The sequence below is a fragment of the Brevibacterium sp. CT2-23B genome (assembly GCF_013168765.1).
In the GTDB taxonomy this organism is placed as follows: Bacteria; Actinomycetota; Actinomycetes; order Actinomycetales; family Brevibacteriaceae; genus Brevibacterium; species Brevibacterium sediminis.
The window spans coordinates 198,123-222,462 of record NZ_JABBYK010000006.1; the positions used below are offsets into that span (position 1 = coordinate 198,123).

At 65.1% G+C, this 24,340-nt stretch carries 19 protein-coding genes; 3 read left to right on the forward strand and 16 right to left on the reverse strand.

Annotated features, from left to right (window positions below; all coding sequences use genetic code 11):
* Positions 1 to 58: 58 nt before the first annotated feature.
* The 10 genes from HIM68_RS15780 to HIM68_RS15825 form a co-directional block, all read right to left on the reverse strand.
* Positions 59 to 2,599: a PhoX family phosphatase gene (locus HIM68_RS15780; RefSeq protein WP_172173830.1), complete on the reverse strand. Its 2,541-nt coding sequence runs from the start codon at positions 2,597 to 2,599 to the stop codon at positions 59 to 61.
* A gap of 191 nt (positions 2,600 to 2,790) precedes the next feature.
* Positions 2,791 to 3,552: a CPBP family intramembrane glutamic endopeptidase gene (locus HIM68_RS15785; protein ID WP_172173833.1), complete on the reverse strand. Its 762-nt coding sequence runs from the start codon at positions 3,550 to 3,552 to the stop codon at positions 2,791 to 2,793.
* Positions 3,553 to 3,576: 24 nt separating this feature from the next.
* Positions 3,577 to 7,530, reverse strand: coding sequence for an efflux RND transporter permease subunit (locus HIM68_RS15790; RefSeq protein ID WP_367647566.1), 3,954 nt, complete (start codon positions 7,528 to 7,530; stop codon positions 3,577 to 3,579).
* 213 nt (positions 7,531 to 7,743) lie between these two features.
* Positions 7,744 to 8,997 carry an MFS transporter gene (locus HIM68_RS15795; protein WP_172173836.1) on the reverse strand — a complete coding sequence of 418 codons (1,254 nt, stop codon included), beginning with the start codon at positions 8,995 to 8,997 and terminating at the stop codon, positions 7,744 to 7,746.
* A complete protein-coding gene (locus HIM68_RS15800; protein WP_172173839.1) occupies positions 8,994 to 9,869 on the reverse strand; it encodes a nitroreductase family protein in 876 nt (291 codons plus the stop codon). Before HIM68_RS15800 ends, HIM68_RS15795 begins: the two co-directional genes overlap by 4 nt.
* Positions 9,869 to 10,399 (reverse strand): peptide-methionine (S)-S-oxide reductase MsrA, encoded by a 531-nt coding sequence (gene msrA, locus HIM68_RS15805; RefSeq protein ID WP_172173842.1) that lies wholly within the window; start codon positions 10,397 to 10,399, stop codon positions 9,869 to 9,871. The genes HIM68_RS15800 and msrA overlap by 1 nt, the downstream gene beginning before the upstream one ends.
* A 51-nt stretch (positions 10,400 to 10,450) precedes the next feature.
* On the reverse strand, positions 10,451 to 11,626 hold the full coding sequence (locus HIM68_RS15810) for a hypothetical protein (RefSeq protein WP_172173845.1): 1,176 nt from the start codon (positions 11,624 to 11,626) through the stop codon (positions 10,451 to 10,453).
* Between the two features lie 87 nt (positions 11,627 to 11,713).
* The gene (locus HIM68_RS15815; protein WP_139468671.1) at positions 11,714 to 12,379 is read right to left on the reverse strand and encodes a peptide deformylase; all 666 of its coding nucleotides are present in this window, start codon (positions 12,377 to 12,379) and stop codon (positions 11,714 to 11,716) included.
* Between the two features lie 13 nt (positions 12,380 to 12,392).
* A complete protein-coding gene (locus tag HIM68_RS15820) occupies positions 12,393 to 13,196 on the reverse strand; it encodes a CoA ester lyase (RefSeq protein ID WP_139468672.1) in 804 nt (267 codons plus the stop codon).
* Positions 13,197 to 13,204: 8 nt separating this feature from the next.
* Positions 13,205 to 13,735, reverse strand: a complete 531-nt coding sequence (locus HIM68_RS15825) for a MaoC family dehydratase (protein WP_172173848.1) — start codon at positions 13,733 to 13,735, stop codon at positions 13,205 to 13,207.
* An 85-nt stretch (positions 13,736 to 13,820) separates the two neighbouring features.
* On the opposite strand from HIM68_RS15825, the gene HIM68_RS15830 reads away from it, so the two are divergent.
* Complete coding sequence (locus tag HIM68_RS15830) at positions 13,821 to 14,480, forward strand: histidine phosphatase family protein (protein WP_172173851.1); 660 nt, start codon at positions 13,821 to 13,823, stop codon at positions 14,478 to 14,480.
* A 32-nt stretch (positions 14,481 to 14,512) separates the two neighbouring features.
* Here the strand turns inward: HIM68_RS15830 and HIM68_RS15835 are convergent, their stop codons facing one another.
* A complete protein-coding gene (locus HIM68_RS15835; protein WP_172173854.1) occupies positions 14,513 to 15,025 on the reverse strand; it encodes an SRPBCC domain-containing protein in 513 nt (170 codons plus the stop codon).
* A gap of 83 nt (positions 15,026 to 15,108) precedes the next feature.
* Positions 15,109 to 15,471: a helix-turn-helix transcriptional regulator gene (locus HIM68_RS15840; RefSeq protein WP_172173857.1), complete on the reverse strand. Its 363-nt coding sequence runs from the start codon at positions 15,469 to 15,471 to the stop codon at positions 15,109 to 15,111.
* Positions 15,472 to 15,652: 181 nt separating this feature from the next.
* Between HIM68_RS15840 and HIM68_RS15845 the strand changes: the two genes are divergently transcribed.
* Complete coding sequence (locus tag HIM68_RS15845; protein ID WP_139468677.1) at positions 15,653 to 16,474, forward strand: HAD-IIA family hydrolase; 822 nt, start codon at positions 15,653 to 15,655, stop codon at positions 16,472 to 16,474.
* A 312-nt stretch (positions 16,475 to 16,786) separates the two neighbouring features.
* Positions 16,787 to 17,716, forward strand: a complete 930-nt coding sequence (locus tag HIM68_RS15850; RefSeq protein ID WP_172173860.1) for a hypothetical protein — start codon at positions 16,787 to 16,789, stop codon at positions 17,714 to 17,716.
* A gap of 109 nt (positions 17,717 to 17,825) precedes the next feature.
* On the opposite strand, the gene cls is transcribed toward HIM68_RS15850, so the two are convergent.
* The 4 genes from cls to HIM68_RS15870 all read right to left on the reverse strand — a co-directional run bounded on the left by cls (position 17,826) and on the right by HIM68_RS15870 (position 24,334).
* The gene (gene cls, locus HIM68_RS15855) at positions 17,826 to 19,298 is read right to left on the reverse strand and encodes a cardiolipin synthase (RefSeq protein ID WP_172173863.1); all 1,473 of its coding nucleotides are present in this window, start codon (positions 19,296 to 19,298) and stop codon (positions 17,826 to 17,828) included.
* A gap of 175 nt (positions 19,299 to 19,473) precedes the next feature.
* Positions 19,474 to 20,646 (reverse strand): acyl-CoA dehydrogenase family protein, encoded by a 1,173-nt coding sequence (locus HIM68_RS15860; RefSeq protein ID WP_139468680.1) that lies wholly within the window; start codon positions 20,644 to 20,646, stop codon positions 19,474 to 19,476.
* A gap of 47 nt (positions 20,647 to 20,693) precedes the next feature.
* Complete coding sequence (locus tag HIM68_RS15865; RefSeq protein ID WP_216657195.1) at positions 20,694 to 22,703, reverse strand: acetyl-CoA carboxylase biotin carboxylase subunit; 2,010 nt, start codon at positions 22,701 to 22,703, stop codon at positions 20,694 to 20,696.
* Between the two features lie 17 nt (positions 22,704 to 22,720).
* A complete protein-coding gene (locus HIM68_RS15870) occupies positions 22,721 to 24,334 on the reverse strand; it encodes a carboxyl transferase domain-containing protein (protein ID WP_172173869.1) in 1,614 nt (537 codons plus the stop codon).
* Positions 24,335 to 24,340: the final 6 nt, after the last annotated feature.

Sequence of the window (24,340 nt, forward strand, 5' to 3'; positions counted from 1 at the left end):
GAAGAAGGCCAGAGGCAGTGTCGCCTCTGGCCTTCTTCAGCTTATGGTCCTGGAGTCATCAGTCGCCCTGGAACTCCGTCGGCGAGTCCTGCTCGCCTTCCGTCCCGTCTGCGTTCTTCCGACGCAGATGAGCGGCCGTGGCCATCGCACCGCCGACGGCGAGGAGACCTGCTCCGCCGCCGAGCAGCGGCAGAGTGCTGTCAGTACCGGTCCACGGCAGTTCACCGCCGTCCGACCCGGACCCGCCTGAACCGGACCCGCCTGAACCCGAGCCGCCGTTCGAAGAACCGCCGCCCGAATCGGATCCGCCGGAGCCGCCCGAACCGGAGCCGCCGTCGCTTCCGGCGCTCGCGGCCGCACCAGCTGCCGCGGCATCCTTCGCGCCGTCCTGCGACCCGGCAGTCGATCCGGAGCTGTCGGCGTCCGTTCCGGTCCTGTCGCCCTTGGCATCGGTGTCCTCACCCGTTCCGGCACCATCTGAGCTGCCGTTCTCGTCCGAGTCCTTCGCCCCTTCATCTGTGCCGTCGGCGTCGGAGTCCTGGTCCTTCGGCGGTTCAGTCGGGTCCGGTGCCGATCCGCCGTCGCCCTTGATGACCTGCACGACAGTGGGCCGCGGCATCGCAGCCACTCCCTTGTCGACATCGGTCGCGTCGACATAATCGGGGAACTGCGAGTGCTGATCTGCATAGGAGCCGTCCTCACCTGGGTGCTGGACCGCAACGAAAGCTGACTCATACTCATCGTGGACGAGTGGTCCGCAGACCTCGGCTTCGCGAGGCACGGACAAGAACTGTTCGACCCGACCGCGCTGGTCGCCGTCGATCGTGACCTTGAACAGCCCGTCGCAGTAGCCGATGCCGTCGGGAGCACCGTCGGTGGAGATCCACAGGTTTCCGGCGGTGTCGAAGGCGACATTGTCCGGGCAGGAGATCGGTGAGACCTGATCGGCGGGGAAGCCGGAGAAGTAGGTGGCGTCGCCCTGCTTCGGGTCTCCGCAGACCAACAGCAGCGTCCAGTCGAATTCGGTGCCCGTATGATCGCCGGAGCGCTCGGTGATCTCGACGATGTGCCCGTCGCGGTTCTCCGTGCGCGGATTGGCCTCATCTGCGGCGGCCTTCCCGTCGGTGCCGCGGTCGGAGTTGTTCGTGCAGGCGACGTAGATGCGGCCGTTGACCGGGTTCGGTTCGACGTCTTCGCAGCGGTCCATCTTCGTCGGCCCGACCTTGTCGGCGGCCAGTCGGGTGTTGACGAGGACCTCTTCGACGGAGAATCCGGACACCTGCGACTTGCCGTCCTTGACCAGCGGAAGCCACTGTCCGCTGCCGTCGAACTCGCCGTCGGCGGGCACCTCACCGCTGCCGTCGATCTCGGACTTCGGTGAGTTGCCGGTGAACTTCGCGACGTAGAGGTCGCCGTCGGTCAGCAGCGTCTTGTTTTGTTCGCGGTCGCCCTCGACGTAGGTGTCCTTCGAGACGAACTTGTAGAGGTAGTCGAACTTCTCATCGTCTCCCATATAGGCCACGGCGTGGCCCGAATCGGAGATCGTGATGTTCGCCCCTTCGTGTTTGAAGCGGCCCATGTTCGTGTGCTTATGAGGGGTGGAGTTCGGGTCCCAGGGGTCGACTTCGACGATCCAGCCGAAGCGATTCGCTTCGTTCGCGTAGCCCGGGTTGTTCGTATCGAATCGGTCGACATCGGCTTCCCAGCCGTTGGCCGAGTCTTCGCTGTCGAGACCGTAGCGCTTATCGGCCGCCGAGGTGCCCTGCGCCTTGAAGTACGAGTTGAAGTTCTCCTCACCGGACACCAGAGTGCCCCAGGGCGTGAGCCCGCCCGAGCAGTTGCCGAGAGTGCCCTGCGCCTTGTCACCGTTCGGGTAGTCCTTCGTCCGCAGCAGATCGGAACCGGCGGCGGGACCGGTGAACTCGTACTCGGTGTCGATGAGGAACCGGCGGTTCTTCTTTCCGTTGACATCGATCGTCCACGTCGACTTCTCGTCCGTGCGGATGAGTTCGGCAACGGTCAGTCCGTGGGCTTCGCGGCTGATCGCCCGCTGATCGGCTCCGTCCATGTCCTCGGGGTACATGATGGCGTCGTTCGTGTATTCCTGGTTGGCGAAGAGCACGGCCCGGTTGGAGTCGTCGGGGTCGATCTGGATGGACAGGAAGTCGTTGTTGTAGCCGAACTGGCGGCGCTGCGCCTCTGGGCTCTGATTCTCCGGGTCGAATTTCGGGGAGTCGGGGAACAGGGGGTCTCCCCAGCGGACGATCGGATGCCAGGAGTAGCCTTCGGGGACGACGAATTCGTCGACCTCATGCTGGACCGGGTCGATGGCGGTGAAGGCCAGACTGCCTGCGGTGGCTGCGGCGGCAGAGCGTGCGGTCGGACTCGGTGCGGTGGTCACTGCGATGGCCAAGGCACCTGCAGCCGAGGCACCGAGAACCGCGCGACGGCTGAGCTTCGCATTGACGATATCGCGGAAATACCCATTTGCCGATGTGTTGCAGGTGGCCTTGAGGCAGGCGTTGTCGCACTTCAGTGCGCACGTAACGGGGCTGCGCTTGCCACGCACATGGTCGGCCATCGGCAGAAAGGTTCGCATCGATTCTCTCCTTGTATCGGGTATCTTCCCAGTCCGGGGCCCGCCCGGTACAGAGGGCGGAGCCGGAAGGACTCACCCGATCGAGACTGTCACCGGCAAGCGGCCCTGGAACTACCCGTCGGTGAATCAGAGGTGAACCCGGAGGGAGGAATGAGTGTCCCGTTCGCTTGTCCCGACCTCGCCTGCAGCACTCAGCCGAAGTCGACGAGGGCGAGCACTCCCGGGGCGAGGAATCCGACGGCGTCGATGATGACATGCGCCCACACCAGCGGCATGAGTCTGCCCTTGCGCAGGAAGTACCAGCCGAAGATGATGCCCATGGCGACGTTGCCGATGAACGGGCCGATGCCCTGGTAGAGGTGGTAGCTGGCGCGGAACATCGCCAGGGAGATGATGATCGGCCAGGGTCCGAAGCCCAGCTGCCGCAGTCGCAGCGCCCCGAAGCCGAAGATGAGCACCTCTTCGAGGATTCCGTTCTTCGCGGCCGAGAGCAGCAGCACGGGAATCGTCCACCAATGATCGCCGAGGTTGGACGGCTGGATCTCGGCAGTGATCCCCAGTGCCCTGCCGCCCGCGTACACCCCGAGGGTGCCGATGCCGATTACGAGGAAGATGAGTACACCGTGACCGAGGTCGCGCAGTCGGTGCCCGTCGACTCCGAGCCTGATCGGCAGCGGCTGGGCCGGTCGGTCTCGACTGAGCAGGTAGATCGCGAGGGCGACGGGCACGAGGGTGAAGCCGATGTCGAGAAGCTGGTAGATCAGGTCGAAGGCCGGCCGGGGCGAGATCGAGGTGTTGAGCTTGGCCTGGGCGTCGCTGATCGGTCCGCGCGTGGCGATGTCTGCCAGACGGACGATCGCATAGACGGATGCCTGCCCCAGGGACAGGGCCGCAATGAGACCGAGCTCGAACCACAGGCGCTTTCTCTCCTGTGGTTCGAGCTCGGTCGTCATGGACTCAACTCTAGCCGGGACGGGTCAGTGTTTGGGTTCGCCGTCCCCGTCATCACGACGCGGCTGCTGGCTGCGCAGGGTGAAGTCCGTTCCCGGCCCATCGCCCCGGATCCCGTCGTCGTCACGTCCGTCGCTGCCGGTCGGTTCGTCGTCGCGGCGGTCACCGAGGCGGTCGGCGTCCGTCGATTCGTCCGACGCCGAGGCGGCCCTGCCCGAATCCGCGGACGTCGAGTCCGCGGTCGGTGCGGTCGCCTCGGTGGGGGCCTCTCCTTCTGCCCGTGCCCGAGTGTCGTCGGAACCGGCGGCAGCGGCCCCAGCACCGGCTGGCACAGCGGCAGTCTCCCGCTCATGTGCCCGTGCCTCGGCTGCGTCGAGGACCTCCCCGCGAGCCATGTTCTTCACGTACTTCTTCTCGGCTCGGCGTTCCTTGACCCCTTCGAGCAGCAGGTAGAGCACGGGCACGAGGATGAGCGTGAGCAGCGTCGAGCTGACCAGTCCGCCGATGACGACGATGGCCAGCGGCTTCGAGATGAATACTCCCCCGCCGGTGAGCCCGAGGGCCATCGGCAGCAGAGCGAAGATCGTGGCGGCCGCAGTCATGAGGATCGGACGGTAACGCAGCCGGGCGCCGTGGACGATGGCCGTACGCAGATCGACCCCGCGGATTCGGAAGTGGTTGATGAGGTCGATGAGTACGATCGCATTCGTCACCACGATGCCGATGAGCATGAGCAGTCCGATCATCGACGTCAGCCCCAGCGGAGTGTCGGTGATGAGCGAGAGCGCAACCGAACCGGTGGCCGCGAACGGGATCGAGACCAGCAGGATCAGCGGCTGCAGCAGCGACTTGAACGTGGCGACCATGATGACGAACACGATGAGGATCGCCGCGAGCATCGCCAGTCCCAGCTGCGAGAACGCTTCGTTCTGCTCCTGGGTGGCACCGCCGGTGTCGACGGACACCGTATCGGGCAGGTCCACGTCGTCGAGGGCGGACTGGACCTCGGTAGACACGGCTCCGAGGTCATCGCCTTCCGGAGTCACGGACACGGTGGTCGAACGCTGCGAATCCGTGTGGCGGATCGTCGGTGCGGTCTTGACCTCCTTGACGTCGGCGACCTCATCGAGTTCGATGAATCGCGGCTCCGATGTCACGGGAGCGCCCGCGTTCGGATCGCCGCCTGTCGCACCGGCACCACCGGCCGCACCACCAGCACCGCCTGCGCCGCCGGCACCACCGGCACCACCTGCGCCACCAGCGTCGCCCGAACCTCCGGCGCCTCCGCCAGCTCCTCCGGCACCTCCGGCCGCGCCGGCGTCACCTGAGCCACCGGCACCTCCGGCCGCACCACCGGCGCCGCCTGCCGCACCTGCGCCGGCTCCTCCAGCGGGAGCCGTCTCTTCCGGCTTGCCCGGGATCTTGAGTTCGCGCAGCTTCTCCACGGTGTCGGCATTGCGATCGAAGAGCAGCACCGAATGGGAGACATCGTCGATGACGACCTCACCGATCTGCTGGCCATGCATGGCACGCTGCACATACTGGCCGATGGCCGCCTCGGTGAGGTTCTCCTCTGCGGCCTTCTCATGATCGACCTTGACTTCGATCACGGGCTGGACCGCGGCGGTATCGCTCGTCACCGACTGCGCCGACGATACGCCCTCGAGCTTGTCGCTGACCTTGTTCGTCGCGTCCTCGAGTTCTTCGGGATCGGTGGCCGTGAGTGTGACGTCGATGGTCTGCGCACCCGGGGTCGAGCTCTGGCTTGCCACCTCGACGTCGCCGGCGCCCTTGAGGCCGTCGAACTGCTTCTGCAGATCTGCGGAGATCGACTGCGCCGAGACTCCGGACTTCGTGTTGACGATATAGGTGCCCGTCAGCGACGAATCGTCGGTGAAGCCGAACGACGTGCCGCCGAGCGACAACTGGTAGTTGTCGACATCGGATTCGTCGGCGAGGATGTCCTCGACCTTCTTCGCCTGTTCCGAGGCCTCATCGAGGTCGGTGCCCGGGTCGAAGGTCTGCGAGATCTGCAGTGAGTCCTGCCCGGTGTCGCCGAAGAGCTCTGTCTTCAGCTGTGGGATCATCGCTCCGGTGCCTGCGAGCACGAGCACGGCGATGAGGATCATGATGATCGGGTGCTTCGTCGAGAACCCGATGGCCGGCATATAGGTCTTCTGCAGTCGCGTCACCGGCGAATGCATTCCGGCGAGCTCGTCGACCGCTTCCGTTCCGTCTTCGGATTCGCCGTAGCGCGGTCCGCCCGCTGCCACTCCGGTCGCATCGGTTCGAGTCGTGGCACCGGCCTGTGCGGAGGCATCAGCGCGCGGGAACGATTCAACACTGTCTCGAGGACCGGTGTCCTCGGCTTCGGCACCGGCAGCGACGAGGTCGCGCTTCTTGTCGGCCTTCTTCGCTTCCTTCTTCTCTGCCCGCCACTGCGACAGCATCGACTTGCGGCTGCGACGGATCTCCGCCTTCTCCGCACGGGTGAGCTTGACCTTCGCTTCACGCTGACGCAGGAACCAGTACGCGAGGACGGGCACGATCGTCAGTGCCACGAACAGGGACGAGAGCAGGGCGATGGTCGCGGTCAGGGCGAAGGGCCGGAACATCTCTCCGGTCTGCCCGGTCACGAATGCCAGCGGCAGGAACACGGCCACCGTGGTCAGCGTCGATGCGGTGATGGCACCGGCCACTTCGGAGACGGCGGCGAGGATGTTCGAGAACTTGTCGCCGCCGGAGGCGTGGCGTCTGCGGATCGCCTCGATGACGACGATGGAGTCGTCGACGACGCGGCCGACGGAGATCGTCAGCGCACCGAGGGTGAGCATGTTGAGGGTCTCCCCGCCCATCCACAGCCCGATCATGGCGATGAGGAGGGAGAGCGGGATGGAGATGGCGGTGATGATCGTCGCCCGCACCGAGAGCAGGAAGACGAGGATGACGAGGACCGCGAAGATCAGGCCCAGCCCACCCTCGTTGAGCAGGTCGTGTATGGACTGTTCGATGAACGGGGCCTGGTCGAACGCGGAGACGAACTCCGTGTTGTCACCCATCATCTTCTCGAGTTCGGGCAGCTTGTCGGCCACCGCGTGAGAGACGTCGACGGTGTTCGCGTCGGATTCCTTCATCACCGACACGGACAGCGAGGGTTCGCCGTTGGTGCGCGAGATCGACTCGATCGGCTCGTCGACGAGTTTGACGTCGGCGACGTCGGAGATCTGGATCGGTCCGTCCTTGCCGGAGATGACGAGGTCTTTGATCGCATCGATCGAGCGGATGCGGGTGCCGACCTCGACCGGGGCCGCGCCGTCGTCGCCCTTGAGCTCACCGGCCGAGGTGGGCACACCGTTGGACTGGAGGATTCCGGCCACCTCGTCGAGGTTGGCTCCTTCGTCCTCGAGGTCGTCGCGGCGGATGCTGATCTCGACCTGTTTGGTCTTCGCTCCGGCGATCTGGACCTGGGAGACGCCGTCGACCTTCTTCAGCTCCGGTTCGACGATGTCTTCGAGATTCGCCGCCAGCTGGTCTTCATCGGCATCCGAGGTCACGGACAGGGCGAGCACCGGAATATCATCGGTGCCCATCATCATGACGTTCGGTTCGACCCCGTCGGGCAGGGTCGGCTGCACCTGGGAGACGGCGCGCTGCAGGGCACGGACGACGTCATCGGAGTCGTCGCCGTACTTCGTGCTCACGGTGATCTGCGAACTGCCCGCTGAGGAGGTCGAGGTCATGTCCTCGACCTCGGGCAGTGCGGTCAGCGCCCCTTCGAGTGGGTCGGTGACTTCGGATTCGACGGCCTCGGGGGTGGCTCCCTCATAGGAGGCGGTGACCGTGGCCTGTGGGTTGTCGAGGGACGGGAAGAGCTCTTGCTTGAGAGCACCGGCACCGATGACGCCGAAGATGATGGCGACGACGGAGATGAGCGCGATGAGCGCCCGGTTCTTCAGACTCAGCCGGGTCAGGAAACTCACGAGGGGGACTTTCTTTGTCGTAGACAGGGCGACGACGCAGAACGCCGACTCAACCAACCATCCTAGTGAGTGTCCCCTGAACCGCACATGAGGAAAACCTGACTTTTCGGAATCAGAATCCCGACGCGTCGCGTTTCGTGCGACAGCTCGGTGAACCGGCAACAGCTCGGTCCGTGCACCGAGCTGTTGCCGGTGCGCCGAGCTGTCGGCAGGCTATTGAACGCCGGCCGGTCGGCGGGGACGGGTCTCACGGCCGAAGAACCACAGGCCTGCGGCAATGATGCCGAGGACACCGGTGAGCAGGAACGCCCACGAGTAGTCGAAGTGATCGACGACGGCTCCGGCGATGATCGGGCCGAGGATGGCTCCGCCGTCGAGGGCCATCTGGTAGCGGGCGAGCACTCGGCCGCCCTTGCGGTCGCGGCCGATGACGTCGGCGACGGTGGCCTGCTGAGCGGGGTTGGCCAGGCCGGAGCCGATCCCGGCGATGATGGAGAAGACGAAGAACAGCCAGATCGAATCGATGAAGGCCAGCGCCGCGGTGGTCACGCCGAGGACGAACAGGCCCCATTGGATGAAGGGTTTGCGCCCGACGGTGTCGGCAAAGCGTCCGACCACCGTCACGGCCGAGGCATTGCCGATGGCGAACATGGTCAGCGCCAGTCCGGCCACTGCGGTATCGGCCTTAAGGGCCTGGATGGCGAAGAGCGGGTAGATGGCCACGCGGATGCCCATCGCCGACCAGCCTTGGACAAAGGCGGAGATGAGCGCCGACCGGTAGGCCGAATCCTTCCAGGCTTCCCGGAAGGACATGACTTCCTGCTGCTGCTTGTCCTTCTCCGCTTCCAGCCGGGCACGCCCGGATTTCGTCGAGGAGCCGAAGGATGCGGTGGAGGCGAGGAAGACGCGGACGACGATGGCGGCGATGAGCAGACCGACGGCATAGATGATGAACGGAATGCGCATCCCCCATCCGGCCATGGCACCGCCGAGGACGGGTCCGGCGATATTGCCGACGAGGAATGCGGTCGCATACGTCGACGATGCCTTCGCGCGGGCGTCGATCGGGGCGAGGCGGACGATGAGCGCCATCGCGGAGACGCTGAACATCGTCGAGCCGATGCCGCCGAGTCCGCGGAAGATCAGCAGCTGCCAGTAGTTCTGAGCGAAGGCGACGGCCGCGGTGGAGGCTGCGACGATGAGGAGACCGGTGATGTAGATGCGGCGTTCGCCGAAGGCATCGACGAGGCGCCCGGATGAGGGTGAGAACACGAACCGGAAGAATGCGAACGAGGAGACGACGATGGTTGCGGCGGTGACCCCGAAGTCGAAGCTCGCCGCGAACTGCGGCAGGACGGGTGCGATGATTCCGTAGCCCAGGGCAACGATGAAGGCCGCTGCCACGAGGACATAGATCTCCTTGGGCAGGCGGCGCGTTTCCGGAGTGTCGGTGCCGGGAGTGCTCACAGGGTATCGAGGAACTGTTCGGGCTTCGGCAGGGGGCGAGTGCTCGTGGTCAGGCGCTGTCGGTAGCGTTCGGGGACGGCTCCGATGTAGAACCAGCCCATGAGCAGTTCATGATCGTTCAGGCGGTGGAGGCGGCGGACCGGTTCGGTGTTCGTCAGGGTTCCCGAGCGCCACATGACTCCCCAGCCGGCTTGCCACAGGGCGAGTTCGAGCAGGTGGCCGGCACCAGCGGTGGTCGCGTGCTGCTCCCATTCGGGAACCTTGTCATGTTCGACCGGTGAGGAGACGAGGGCGAGCAGAAGTTCGGCCCGCAGCGGCTTCGTATTGGTCTCGCCGGGTTTGCGGACGACGCCGGCGGCTTCGTCGAGGGCGTCGCCGAGGCGGTGCCGGTCGTCTCCGCGGATGATGAGGAAGCGCCAGGGGCGCAGTGACTTGTGGTCGGCGACCGAGGAGATCGATCGGATGATCTCGAGCAGGTCGGAGTCGTTCGGGGTCACCGGGTCGACCTTTGAGATCGACCGTCGGGTGCTCAGGGCGTGGAGGACGGGATCGGCGACGATGTCGATCGACGACGGCGCTGAGTAGTCGGGACCGCGGCGAGTGGGCGTCACGGCTGAGGTGCGGTCACTCGCCGAGGCGGCGGCCGCCTCGGTGGGGTGAGCCCCGTCCCGCGGGGACACATCGAACTGTGCGCCCTGGATGTTCTGGGCTTCCTGCGCGGCCAGGCTCTTCGCCCATGGCCCGGTGTTGCCGTCGAGGAAGTGGGCACGGACGCGGTCTTTCGTCACATCGCAGGCCTTGCCCGAGTCCTTGGACCGTTTGCGGTCCTTGTGTTTGGACTTCTTGCATCTGTCCTTTTTGTGACTGCCCATCAGCTCACCCATTCGGCGAAGGCGGTGCGGGCCTTGTGCAGTTTCGGGTCGATGATGACACGGCAGTAGCCGTTGTCCGGGTTCGCGGTGTAGAAGTCCTGGTGGACCGCCTCGGCGGGATAGAAGGTACCGAGAGGTTCGAGGGTGGTGACGATCGGATCGTCGAACAGGTTCTGCGCGGATTCGATGGCCTCGGCGAAGTGCTGCTTCTCGGTCTCGTCGCGATAGAACATGGCCGACCGGTACTGGGTGCCGACGTCGTAGCCCTGGCGGTTCAGGCTCGTGGGGTCGTGGCCGGTGAAGAACAGGCCGAGGATGACGTCTTCGGGAACGATGTCGGCGTCGAAGGTCACCTGCAGGGCTTCGGCATGGCCGGTCATCCCGGAGCAGACCTCACGGTATCCGGGGTTGTCGGTGTGTCCGCCGGTGTAGCCGGAGATCACTTCTCTCACGCCGGTGGTCCGCTGGTAGATGGCGTCGAGGCACCAGAAGCAGCCGGCGCCGAGGGTGAGGGTACGAAGATCGCTCATGCAACGTATAACGATGACGCGAGCAGGTTATTCCCGGCCCCAGCGGTACGATCAGCTGCCATCGGCGCGGAAGGTCAGCTGATCGGGGGCAGGCCACGTCGCCAGCACGGTCATATGTTCGTCCTCGTCGAGGATCTCGAAACTGCTCGAGTAGCCCGCATAGTCTGACTCCTGTTCGAGGCCCTCGGGATGCAGCGTTCCCGGCACAGAGTCCTCGGGAAGATCCTCGGAGACCCTGAAATCTGAATCAGGCGAGCTGAACGAGATGGCGTCGAGATAGCCGTTGACGATGCTCAGACTCAGTTCCCTCTCAGCCGTCTCTCCCCCATCTTGGTCCGCGCTGTGCCTGATCCCAACGACCGGGTATGTCTGCGTTGCCGGGACCACCCGCGGGGATGATGCTGCGGGGTAGACGTGGATGCTCTCGATGTCTTCGTTCCTGATGATCTCGGCCAGCCGGTCGGGGTCCAGAATGATCGGCTCGTTTCCCGGATACTCAGCTCTCGGGTAGGTGACCCAGACGAAGAAGCGCGCGTTGTCGAGCTGCTCGGACACTGCCTCGGCGGTGGCTTGTGCGACGGGATGCGGCTGTGACAACAGGAGGTTCACCGACTCCCGGATGCGGGTGGGCAGTTCGATCTCGACCGGCGCGTAGTCGAAGTCCTCGACGTCGTCGGCCCATTTCTCGACCTTGTCGATGAGGACCGCTGTCACCGCGACGAGCCCGCCGTTGACGACGGCATTGAGACCTCGGCCGACGCCCGTCGGCAGTTTCGCATCGATAGCCTCCGCCAGCCGCTCCGTCAGCGGCCAGAGCGCCCATGAGGCCGCTCCCGCTGCTGCCGCGGTGACCGCATTGAGGAACGCCGGGGAAGTCACGCTCGCCTGTTCGTCCCACCAAGTATCCGCGGCGGCATCGCCGTCGAGTACTCCGACGTCAGAGATGTGCGCAGGAGAGGAAGCATATCGGACGGGACCGCTCCCTCTGGTGGAGAAGGCTCCGAGGAATTCGTCGATGCCGCTCGATCCGCCCACCTTGCCGAGGAAGGCCCGGGACCCGGTGAGCCAGGTCAGGCCCGCATTGGCCAGGGCGGTTCCCGCTCTCAGGCCGGTCTGGCGTTCGGCGGAGACGTCGCGGCGGCGCACCAGCGCGAGGGCGCCGGTGCCGAGTGCGGCAGCGGTACGGACGGTTCGGTGATGACGAAGGGGGATGTCGGGAAGTCGCATGTCCTTATCGAAACATGCCCGCCTGTGACGCAGATGAGAGCGGTCAACAGTCTCGGCGGTATCCGGACCGGCGACCGCGGCGGAGGTTCACATCACCATGCCCGAAGGCAAGGAGAAGCCGAGTTCTGCGGCGGCCTTCTGTGTCGAGGGCTGGTGCCAGAACTTCGCCACGGATTCGTTCGTCGCCAGGGATCGCATCTCGGCTTTGTCGAGGAAGAGGATCCCGGATAGGTGGTCGGTCTCGTGGGCGACGATGCGCGCCGACCAGCCGGAGACCTCCTCGGCGATGGGGTCGCCCTGCAGGTCGATGCCCGTCAATGCGATGTTGCGGGGGCGGGCCACGACGGCTTGGTAGCCGGGGATCGACAGACATCCTTCATAGAAGGCGACGTCCTCACCTCCGGCGCGTTCGCAGCCCGCGTTGAGGACCACCCTCAGCGGCATCGGCTCCCGTTGCCGGACCTTCGCGACCTCGGGATCACGGGCACCAGGATCTTCGGCGACGAACATCGACAGGCCGATGCCCACCTGCGGGGCGGCAAGGCCGACTCCCGGGGCGGCGAGCATGGTCGCTCGCATCACCTCGGCGAGCTGCTCGAGCTCGGCGTCGTCGACCTGCCCGTCGAAAGGGCGGGTCTGGGACCGGAGGACCGGGTTCCCTGCCTCGACGATGGGCGCGGTCCCGTCCCCCGTCTCGGCGGCGGTGAGGACGGCACGGATCTGGTCGGCGATGAGCGCATCGGAGACGTTCACGAGGTGGTGTCCCTCAGTTCGCGCGGGCGACGATGAGTTCGGCGTGCTTGAGCAGCGGGGCGTCGATCATCTTGCCCTCGAAGGAGAATGCGCCCTTCTCCGTCTTCGCCAGGTCGAGCACGGACCGCGCCCAGGTCAGCTGTTCGTCGCTGGGGCGGAAGGCGTCGCGGACGACGGGCACGTGGTTGGGGTGGATGGAGACCTTGCCGGAGAACCCCGACTGTACGGCGTCTTCGGCCTCGGCTGCCAGTCCTTCGAGGTTCGGGATGTCCGCCCAGATCGAGTCGAGCGCGAACTTGCGATGGGCCCGAGCGGCGAGGAGGGTCTGACTGCGCACATGCTTGGCCACCTCCCGGTAGCCACCATCGGCCCTGCGGGAGGAGCCTCCGCCGAGGTCGGCGATGAGATCCTCCGAACCCCACATCAGCGCATAGACATTGGGCGCAGCGGCGATCTCGGCGACGTTGACGGCTCCGAGCGCGGTTTCGATGAGCGCGATGACCTGGAACCCGGACAGGATCGACACATCAGATGCTAGCTCCGCCTTCGGCAGCATCACGGCCGTGTACTCGGTGCGCGCGAGCATCTTCAGATCTTCGCCGAGGTGGCCCGAATCGTGGGAGTTCACCCGCACGACGGTGCGGGTCGGGTCGAGCGGGAAGTCGACGATGGACTCCCGTGCGGCAGCTTTGTCGGCCTCGTTGACGGCGTCTTCGAGGTCGAGGATGACGATATCCGAGCGTTCGGCTGCTTTCGTGTACCGATCGGGACGATCGCCGGGGACGAAGAGCCAGGCGGGTTTGAACTCGAGGGACATCTGGGGGCTCACTTTCCGGTGTCGGTCTGATCGGCGGTGTCGGCGGCGGACTTCGCCGCCGTGGACTCGTGGCTGGAGTCGAACATCATCGCCTGACGCACGGCCTTCGCGACGAGTTTGCCGTCCTGGTTGTAGCCGCGGTGTTCGAAGGTGACGATGCCCTGACCCGGACGGGACTTCGAATCGCGTTTGTCGAGGATCGTCGTCTCTGCGTAGAGAGTGTCGCCGTGGAACATCGGTGCCGGGAAGCTGACCTCGGAGAAGCCGAGGTTTCCGACTGTCGTTCCCTGCGTCAGCTGGGACACGGACAGACCGATGAGGGTGGCCAGAGTGAACATCGAGTTGACGAGGCGCTCGCCGAAGGGTTCGGTAGCCGACCATGCCGCGTCGAGGTGCAGGGCCTGGGTATTCATCGTCACGGCCGTGAACAGGGTGTTGTCCGCTTCGGTGACTGTGCGGCCCGGTGCGTGCTTATAGGTGGCGCCGACTTCCATCTCGTCCAGCCACAGACCTCGTTGTGCAATGACCTTGTCACTCATGTAACGCTCCTCACTCGTCGTGATTTGAGTTTATCGCCATTCACCGGACCCCTGCGACCCGGGGGTCGGTAGGATCGAGCACACCATGGCCATCACACGATCCCTCTTCGTCGTCACCCACCCGGAGGCCCGACACCATCTCGAGGCCCGGGTCGGCGGGTGGCACGATTCCGAGCTCACCGTCCGCGGCGAACTCCAAGCCGATCGCATCGCCGCCGAACTGCGGTCGCGGATCCCGACGGCCGCCTCCGCGCCGGTATTCACCTCTGATCTCAAACGGACGCGCAGGACCGCCGAAGTGATCGCCGATCGACTCGGCACGCGCGCAATCGACCACCCGGGTCTGCGCGAGAAGTCGTACGGAGTCGCGGAGGGACGGGAGCAGTCCTGGCTGGACGCACGCTTCATCTTCCCACCCGTGCCCGACGACGCCTTCGACCACACGATGCGCCTCGATCATGCCGAAGGCATCGACGGCGCGGAGACGCGACGCGAGGCCGGTGCTCGGATCTACGCCGCGGTCGGCGAGATCCTCACGCAGCGAGCCTCGCACCAGGTGGTCGTCACCCACGGCTTCGCCCACACGTTCGTCATCGGTCGGTGGCTCGAACTGCCTCTCGAGGCGATGGGGCGGGCGACGTTCGCCGCGCATTCCGGGTGCATCACCGAACTGACCGAGGACGATCGGTTCGGCAATCGGACCCTGCGGTCGCTCGCTGCGGTGGACCACCTCGGCGATGCCTGAGGCGGTCCACCGCCGTGATCAGTCGGCACCGGTCAGGACCCGAGCTCTGTACCGAGTTCGTTGAAGGCCGATGACCATCCGTCGTAGGCACTGGCGTCTTCACCCGAGTCATTGGGCAGGCCGGTCAGCGTGAACGTCATGCGAGTGCGGTCGGCGCCGATCTCCTCAAGTGCGACGCTGACGCGCGGGGCATCGTCGACCTCGCCGGGACTTCCCCAAGTGAAGTCGAGGCGGACGGGCTCGTCGATGTGAAGGTACTTCCCGGCGGTCGGGAACTCCTGCCCCGTATCGAGTATGCGCATCGTATAGGTGTATTCGCCGCCGACCCGCAGGTCGACGGATACGGATTCGCGTGGAGTGACCAGCGTTTCGGGGTGGAACCAGCGGGCCATGACGTCCGGGTTCGTCCATGCTTCCCAGACGCGGGCGCGCGGGGCGGCGAATTCGCGGACGATGGTGAATCCGGGTTCTCCCGCCTGTGCGCTGTTCGGATCGGTCTCTGTGTTGGCTGTGGTGTCTGTGTTGGCTGTGTTCTCGGCGTTCATCGCTGTTCTCCTCCTTGAGTCGTGCATGATGTCTGCGTCATACGTGATGTCTGCGTCATTCGGCACGTCGTTGATGTCGATAGTCAGTCCGCAGTTCGATCTGTGGTCGACGGGTCGGTCGTCGATGTATCGGTGGGCACCTCCTCGGCGAGGATGCGGTCGAGGCTGTCGAAGCGCTGCTGCCATTCGTCGTGGGCCGCCTGCAGCCAGCCGGCGGCCTCGGTGAGGGCATCGGCGTTGAGTGCGACGATGCGCTGCTGCGCGGATTTCAATCGGGTGATCAGCCCCGCCGTCTCGAGCACCTTGAGGTGTTGGGAGACCGCGGAACGACTGATCGGCAGCGGTTCCGCGAGCTCACCGGCGGTCTTGTCTCCCCCGCGCAGACGATCGATGATCGCCCGACGCGTCGGATCGGCAAGCGCCGCGAAGACGTGATCCATACTCATTTAAGCATCCCCTTAATTAAGTGATTTCTACAATACACTCTTCGACCGCTCCGTCAAGGGGGCTCGGGGACGATCCGCAAAGGGGGTACGGCACCCCGGATCGGACTTCTCAGCACACTTGCGCCCAACCCGACTAGGCTGGAAGCAGCCGCTTCGGCCCACCCCGAGCTCGAGGAGAGACATGGATCGCGATTCGATCGACTGCTGGCTGACCGATATGGACGGTGTCCTGGTCAAGGAGAACAATCCTCTGCCGGGAGCCGCAGAGCTGCTCGCCCAGTGGCGTCAGGCCGATATCCCCTACCTGGTGCTGACGAACAACTCCATCTACACCGCTCGTGATCTCTCCGCCCGGCTGCGCTCGAACGGGCTCGACGTCCCCGAGTCGAACATCTGGACCTCTGCGATGGCCACCGCGGATTTCCTGTCCAATCAGGTCGAGCACGGCACGGCCTATGTCGTCGGCGAGGCGGGGCTGACCACGGCGATCCACGAGGCCGGGTTCGTCATGACCGAGCACGACCCGGACTTCGTCGTCGTCGGCGAGACCCATTCATATTCGTTCGAGGCGATCACGAAGGCGATCCGCCTCATCGACGCCGGCTCCCGCTTCATCGTCACGAACCCCGACGCCACCGGCCCCTCCCCCGAGGGCGTCCTGCCTGCCACCGGCGCCATCGCCGCTCTCATCACGAAGGCGACGAACCGCGAACCCTACGTCGTGGGCAAGCCCAACCCGATGATGTTCCGCTCGGCCCTGAACAGGATCGGCGCCCATTCAATGAGCACCGCAATGATCGGCGACCGCATGGACACCGACATCATCGCGGGCATGGAAGCGGGCATGCACACGGTCCTCGTGCTGTCGGGAATCTCCACCGCCGAGGATGTCCGCCGCTTTCCGTTCCGACCCAACGAGATCGTCGACGGCGTCCACAATCTGCTGGACGTGCCGCTGGAGAGCCGCGGCGACCTCGGCCCCGACCCCACGGGTTCCGCCTGAGGCACGCACTCCTTCGCCGAGAGACAGGGGGCATGCACCCCGGGCCGCCGAGAAACGGGCTGAGTGTCGAAACACGGGTGTACGCACCCGTTTCTCGACACTCAGCCCGTTTTTCGATGGAGCCGGCGACCTTGCAACCCAGCACAGGCCCGTGCTGCATCAATCCCTTCACCTTCGCCGTCGCCGAAGCTGCACCATTTGACCACACAAATAAACCACGTTTAATAGTATTTGCTTGCATTTGGCATATTTTAAGATCATCCTTGATAGATGTTCCAAGTGCTGACAGCGCAACAGCTCCGTGGACTCGGCATGTCCCGCAGACAGTTGGCCGAAGCCAAACGATGCTGCCTGCGCCTAGTCAGGAAGGGTCACTACGTGATCCGCAAGTCGTGTGATGATAGCCATCACGGACCCATCCGCGGTCTTTCCACGGATCACGACACTTCGTTTCCAAAAACCTTCGGAGATCTGCGGGACGAAGCCGAGGAGCTGCGGGTCCAGATCGCATGCCGCCTCGGTGAGCTTCTGCCGGGAGATGTGTTCTCTCATGTTTCGGCCGCGCTCATCCACTGTCTTGACCCCGCTGTGCTCGAATCGTCGAAAGTCGAGATCTCCAGGAACTCCCCTACCCGCAACTACGACGGCGTGTTCATCTACTCGCGCAGACTTCCACCGGAACAGGTCTCATCCGAGTTCGCCTATCCGGTCACCACTCTGCCCAGGACTCTGGCTGACGTTGCTCTTGACCGTTCGCTCGAAGTTTCTGTACCGCTCATCTCTCAAGCACTCCGTTCGGGAGAGGTGGACCGGGCAGATATCACCGATCTGTTGGCGAAAGGGCAACGCGGACGCCGAAGAGCCCTCTTGGCCGTTGATCTCTCGAGCGCCGAGTATGAATCTCCAGCCGAGGCGGTCTGCGCAGTGAAGTTCCATCGCTTCGGAGTAACCGGAATGGTCCCGCAGGTCGACACGTTCACAGAGTCGGGCAAGTTCATCGGACGCATTGACTTTCGGCACAAGTCCGCTGCTGTCGCAGTGGAAGTCCACGGTCTCGGCAAGTTCTATCTCAACCCTCACGGCCCTGATGAGGCGGCCAAATTGAGTCATCAGCGCAATATGGATCTTCTCAACGCCGGCTTCAAGGTCTTCAACCTGAGCTTCGGCGACCTCTTCAGACCTCGCATCTTCGCTGCGATCAAGCGGGCCATCGAGACGACTGATCAGCGAAAAACGGGCTGAGTGTCGAAACACGGGTGTACGCACCCGTTTCTCGACACTCAGCCCGTTTCTCGGCGAAGCAGCCGTGCCTCAGCCCGTTTCTCGGCGAAGCAGCCTGCCCCTAGCCCGCCTACTGCAGCGACGACGTCAGGCGCATGACGGACTCCATATAGCGGCGGGGCCATGGCCGCTTCTCCCATTCCTCCAGGGTGAGTTCGTCGCTGACGCCCTGGTAGTCGGCGACGACATCGATGATGTCGTCGACCAGGTCGCCGCCGGTGGTCAGCAGGCTGATCTCGTAGTTGAGGCCGAACGAGCGCATGTCCATGTTGGATGAGCCCATCACAGCATAGAGGTCGTCGACGATGAAGCACTTCGTGTGCAGCACGGCGGGTTTCGGGTACAGGAAGATCCGCACCCCAGCTTCGAGCAGCGACCGGTAGTAGGACGACTGTGCCCGGTCGACCATGTACTGGTCCGCCTGCTCGCTGACGTAGAGTTCGACGTCGACCCCACGCCTGGCCGCGGTCTCCACGGCGGCCAGCAGCGATTCGTCGGGCACGAAGTAGGGGCTGACGATGGCCAGACGCTTCTGCGCCAGGTACATCATCGAGGTGAAGACCTTGAGGTTCGGAGCGGTCGTGAACCCGGGCCCCGAAGGAACCAGCTGCATCGCGCTCGTCGCCCCGCCGACTTCGGGCTCATTGCCGTCGCGCTCGTACGGGCGGATACCCAGAGCCTGTCCCGATTCGGAATACCAGTCGGTGGAGAACACCGCCTCGATTCCGGCGACGATGGGCCCGGAAAGCTCGACCATGATGTCGTGCCAGTTCCGGCCGATCTGTGAGTTCTTCCTGTTGAGGTAGCTCGAATCGATCATGTTCTGCGAACCCATCATCGCCCGCTTGCCGTCGATGACGAGCAGCTTGCGGTGGTTGCGCAGGTCGATGCGCCTAGCCTTGCCTCGCCATGGAATGAACGGCAGCATCAGGTGCCATTCGATGCCGGCCGCGTTCAGTCGTTTGCCGAGCCGGTGGAATCCCGGATACTTCCGGGATCCGATGTGGTCGAAGAGGACACGGACTTCGACCCCGCGCGCAGATGCTCGCTCGAGCGCCTGGAAGAAGACGTCGGTCGTCGAATCCCACGCCATGATGTAGATCTCGACGTGGACGTATTCGTGTGCTTCGTCGACGAGTTCGGCCATCCGCGCTATCGACGCTGCGTAATCGGAGATCACCCCATGGCTGTCGCCGGTGACCATCGGCAGCGCGGTCAGTGCCCGCCCCAGCTGGGCGACGGAGACGAATTCGGGCTCGGCGACCAGAGACGGCGGCACATCGGGCAGGTCGTCGGCGCCTTCGTGCATGAGTTCGTTCGCTTCGGCCTGGATCCGCGCCCGGCGCTGGTTGATATAAGGGCTGCCGAGCAGCAGGAATGCGGGAATTCCGACGATCGGCACGAACAGGATGAGCAGCAGCCATGCCGATGACGATGACGGGCGACGGTTCTCCGGCACCACACCGACCGCGATGATCTTCACGATGTATTCGATGACGATCCACGTCGTCGTCGCCACCGATGCCACCATGCTGAGATCCATGTGCTCCCACTTCCCTTTCGGTCGCCGTCTCACCTCACGGTGTTATCGGATAAGAATATCGCCCGCCGAGGCGGACCTGCACGTCCGTACGGATGTGCGGCGCCGCCTCGGCGGGCGATTTGGCATGGGTGGCCGACGGAAGGTCGGCACCTGCTCTCAGATCAGGAGCGGGAGCTCAGAGTCCGAGTTCGCGGGCGATGAGCATGAGCTGGACCTCGGTGGTGCCTTCACCGACTTCGAGGATCTTCGAGTCGCGGTAGTGGCGAGCCACGAGGTATTCGTTCATGAAGCCGTAGCCGCCGTGGATCTGGGTGGCGTCGCGCGCATTGTCCATGGCTGCTTCGCCGGCGATCATCTTTGCAATAGCAGCTTCCTTCTTGAACGGGAGTCCGGCGAGCATCCGCGAAGCCGCGAGGTAGTACGCCGACCGGGCTGCGACGACGCGTGCTTCCATGCGGGCGATCTTGAAGGAGATGCCCTGGAAGTCGGCGATCGGCTTGCCGAAGGCCTGGCGTTCCTTCGCGTACTTCACTGATTCATCGACGCAGCCCTGGGCGGCGCCGACGGACAGGGCGCCCACGGCGATGCGGCCCTCGTCGAGGATGCGCAGGAAGTTCGCGTAGCCGCGTCCGCGTTCGCCGAGCAGGTTCTCTTCGGGCACCTGCACATTGTCGAAGGTGAGCGGGTGCGTGTCCGAGGAGTTCCAGCCGACCTTGTCATAGGCCGGTTCGGCGGTGAAGCCGGGGGTGCCGGTCGGAATCATGATCGTCGAGATCTCAGGCACTTCGCGGCCCGACTTCGAGGTTCGGGTTCCGGTCACGGCGGTGGCGGTGACCAGGCGGGTGATGTCGGTGCCGGAGTTCGTGATGAAGCACTTGCTGCCGTTGATCGTCCAGGTCCCGCCCTCCAGAGTGGCCTTGGTCCGGGTGCCGCCGGCATCGGATCCGGCCTCGGGTTCGGTCAGGCCGAAGGCGGCCAGGCCCGAGGCGTCGGTGAGCTTCGGCAGCCATTCCTTCTTCTGCTCTTCGGTGCCGAAGCGGTAGATCGGCATCGCCCCGAGCGAGACCCCGGCCTCGAGCGTGATGGCCAGGGACTGGTTGACCCGGCCGAGTTCTTCGATGGCCAGGCACAGGGCGAAGTAGTCGCCGCCCATTCCGCCGTACTCTTCGTCGAAGGGCAGACCGAAGAGCCCCATCTCGCCCATCTTCGCAACGAGGTCGTAGGGAAACTCGTGCTTGGCGTCGAGTTCGGCTGAGACGGGTGCTACCTCTTCGTCGGCGAATTTCGCGACACCTTGGCGCAGGTCTTCGTATTCTTCGGGCAGCATTCCCGGAACAAAGGTTTCCATTGTTTCCTCCCCGCTTGTGGCGTGGTTGTGGTGTGAGTGGCTGGTGACTATTCGGCGGCGTCTGCGACGGCCTCGGCGGCGGCTTCGTCGACGACCGTGGCGAGCACTTCGTCGAGAGCGACTTGGGCGCCTTCGACAGCGGTGACGGTGACGATTCCGGCAGCCGGTGCGGTGAGCACGTGCTCCATCTTCATCGCCTCGACGACGACGATCGGTGCTCCCTGTTCGACTGCATCCCCGGTCTCGACCTTGATATCGACGACGGAGCCGGGCATCGGTGCGAGCACCTCTGCGCCTTCCAACCCAGGTGTCAGCGACGCATCGGCCAAGGGCCGGGTGAAGACGTGGATTCCGGTGTCGGTGCTCACCCAGATGCTGCGGTCACGGGCATCGGAGAAGATCCGGGCGGTGTGCTGAATCCCGTCGAGGGTGACATGCCACAGTCCGTCGGCGTCGACCTCGACGGCTCCCGCTCGAGTCTCGACGTCGACCGTCTCCCCGCCCGTGGCCAGGGTGACCGTGGGGTGGAAGTCCGGACGTGAGGTGCGCCAGGCGCTGGGTCCTGCCCACGCCGAGGCGGCCGACCGATTCGCGGTCAGTTCGGCGTCCGTGACCGGTCCGGTCAGGGTCGTGCCTGCCGCTCCCCCGGTGACCGTGACAGCGGCGGCCGCCAGCTGCGCGTGGGTCTCACCGGCGCTGTGCGCCAGCTGATCCTCGCCGAGGTTGTCGATGAGTGAGGTGTCGAGGCCCCCGGAGATCACCTCGGGCAGTGCGAGAAGGGTGCGCAGGAAGTCGATGTTCGTCACGATTCCCGGCACCGCCGAGGCGGCGAGCGCGGCATCGAGCCGCTTGAGCGCCGCTGCCCGATCGTCGGCACGGACGATGAGTTTCGCGATCATCGGGTCGTAGTCCGAGGCGATGGTCTGGCCAGCGTCGAGGCCGGCATCGACGCGGATGCCCTCACCGGTTGGGAAGACGACGTCGAGGGCACGCCCACCGGTGGGCAGGAATCCGCGCGAGGGATCCTCGGCGTAGATTCTCGCTTCGATCGAATGCCCGGTCAGTGTGATGTCATCCTGCGTCAGCGGCAGCTCTTCGCCCGCGCCGACGCGCAGTTGGAGTTCGACGAGGTCCACTCCGGTGACCTCCTCGGTGACGGGGTGTTCGACCTGCAGTCGGGTGTTCATCTCCATGAAGAAGAACTCATCGGGACGGTCGGCCCCGACGATGAACTCGACAGTGCCGGCGCCGACGTAGCCGACGGACTTCGCGGTCTCGCAGGCGGCCTGGCCGATTCGGGCGCGGGTCTCTTCGTCCAGCAGCGCAGAGGGTGCTTCCTCGATGACCTTCTGGTGACGGCGCTGCAGGGAGCATTCGCGTTCGCCGAGGTGGATGACGTTGCCGTGCGCGTCGGCCATGATCTGGACTTCGATATGGCGCGGGGTGGCGACGAGGCGTTCGAGGAACAGCGTGTCGTCGCCGAAGGAGCTCGCGGCTTCGCGGCGGGCGGTCCGCAGCGCCTCGGCGAGTTTGTCGGCTTCGAACACCGCGTGCATTCCTTTGCCGCCGCCGCCGGCGGAGGGCTTGATGAGCACGGGGAAGCCGATGTCCGTCGAAGCCGCAATGAGGGCCTCGTCGCTCATCGCGGCGTCCTTCGTGCCGGGCACGAGCGGCACCCCGCGGGAGGAGACAGCCTGCTTCGCGGTGATCTTGTCGCCCATCGTCCGGATCGCGTCGGCTCCGGGGCCGAGGAAGACGATTCCGGCGTCGGCGCAGGCAGCGGAGAATTCGGCGTTCTCCGACAGGAATCCGTAGCCGGGGTGGATGGCTTCGGCTCCCGTGGCCTGTGCTGCGGCGATGACCTTGTCGATGCGCAGATAGGACTCGGAGGCGGCGGCCGGCCCCAGGTGGACCGCGGTGTCGGCGGCCTTGACGTGGGCCGCACGGGCGTCGGCGTCGGAGTAGACGGCGACGGTGCGGATGCCGAGTCGGCGGCAGGTGCGGATGACGCGCAGGGCGATCTCGCCGCGGTTGGCGATGAGGACTGTTGTGAACATTTTCGTCATGGTGGGGCTCACATTCTGAAGACGCCGTAGCCGCTGGCATTCAGCGGGCGTTCCATCGGTCCGAAGCGGGCGAGTTCGAGGGCCAGTGCCAGTACCTGGCGGGTGTCACCGGGTTCGATGATCCCGTCATCCCACAGGCGAGCCGTCGAGTAGTACGGGTTTCCCTGGGCTTCGTACTGGTCGCGGATGGGCTGTTTGAACGTGTCTTCGGCCTCGGCGCTCCACTCCTCGCCGCGGGCCTCGAGCTGGTCGCGCCTGACGGTCGAGAGCACGCTGGCGGCCTGTTCGCCGCCCATCACGGAGATGCGGGCATTGGGCCACATCCACAGGAAACGCGGGGAGTACGCGCGGCCGCACATCGAGTAGTTGCCGGCGCCGAAGGAGCCGCCGATGACGACGGTGAACTTCGGGACGCGGGCGGTGGCGACGGCGTTGACCATCTTCGCACCGTGTTTGGCGATGCCGCCGGCTTCGTAGTCGCGGCCGACCATGAATCCCGAGATGTTCTGCAGGAACACCAAGGGCACGCTGCGCTGGTCGCAGAGCTCGATGAAGTGGGCGCCCTTCTGCGCGGATTCGCCGAAGAGGATTCCGTTGTTGGCGACGATGCCGACGGGGTGTCCGTCGAGGTGAGCGAATCCGGTGACGAGGCTCGTGCCGTATTCGGCTTTGAACTCGTGGAACTCGGATCCGTCTACGAGGCGGGCGATGACCTCGCGGACGTCATACGGTGTTCGCGAGTCCACCGGCACCACCGAGGTCAGCTCCTCCGGCGAGTGTGCCGGCATGCGGGATTCGATGACGTCCCAGTTCGGAGTGCTCTTCGGCCCGAGAGTCGAGACGATGTCGCGCATGATCTCCAGTGCATGGGGGTCATTGGCCGCGAGGTGGTCGGTGACGCCGGAGACGCGGGAGTGCAGGGCTCCGCCGCCGAGCTCCTCGGCGGTGACTTCCTCGCCGGTGGCGGCCTTGACCAGCGGTGGGCCTCCGAGGAAGATCGTGCCCTGCTCGGAGACGATGATCGATTCGTCGGCCATCGCGGGGACGTAGGCGCCGCCGGCGGTGCAGGAGCCCATGACGGCGGCCAGCTGCGGGATTCCGGCAGCGGAGAGTGTGGCCTGGTTGAAGAAGATGCGACCGAAGTGCTCTCGGTCGGGGAAGACGTCGTCCTGATTCGGCAGGTTCGCGCCACCGGAGTCGACGAGGTAGATGCACGGAAGGCTGTTCTCTTTGGCGACTTCCTGGGCCCGGAGGTGCTTCTTCACGGTCACCGGGTAGTAGGTTCCGCCCTTGACGGTGGCGTCATTGGCCACGATCACGCATTCGCGGCCGGCGACCCGCCCGATTCCGGTGATGATTCCGGCGCCCGGGCTGGCATCGTCATACATGCCGTTGGCGGCCAGCGGAGAGAGTTCGAGGAAGGGAGTGCCGGGGTCGAGGAGATGCTCGACGCGCTCACGCGGCAGCAGCTTTCCGCGATCGATATGGCGCTGTCTGGACTTCTCGGAACCGCCGCGGGCTGTGGCCGCAATGCGCTCCCGGAGTTCAGCGATGAGTTCGGCGTGGGCCTCGGAGTTGACCTGCCCCGTCGCCGGACTGACCGCAGTTCCCACTGCTCTCATTCCATC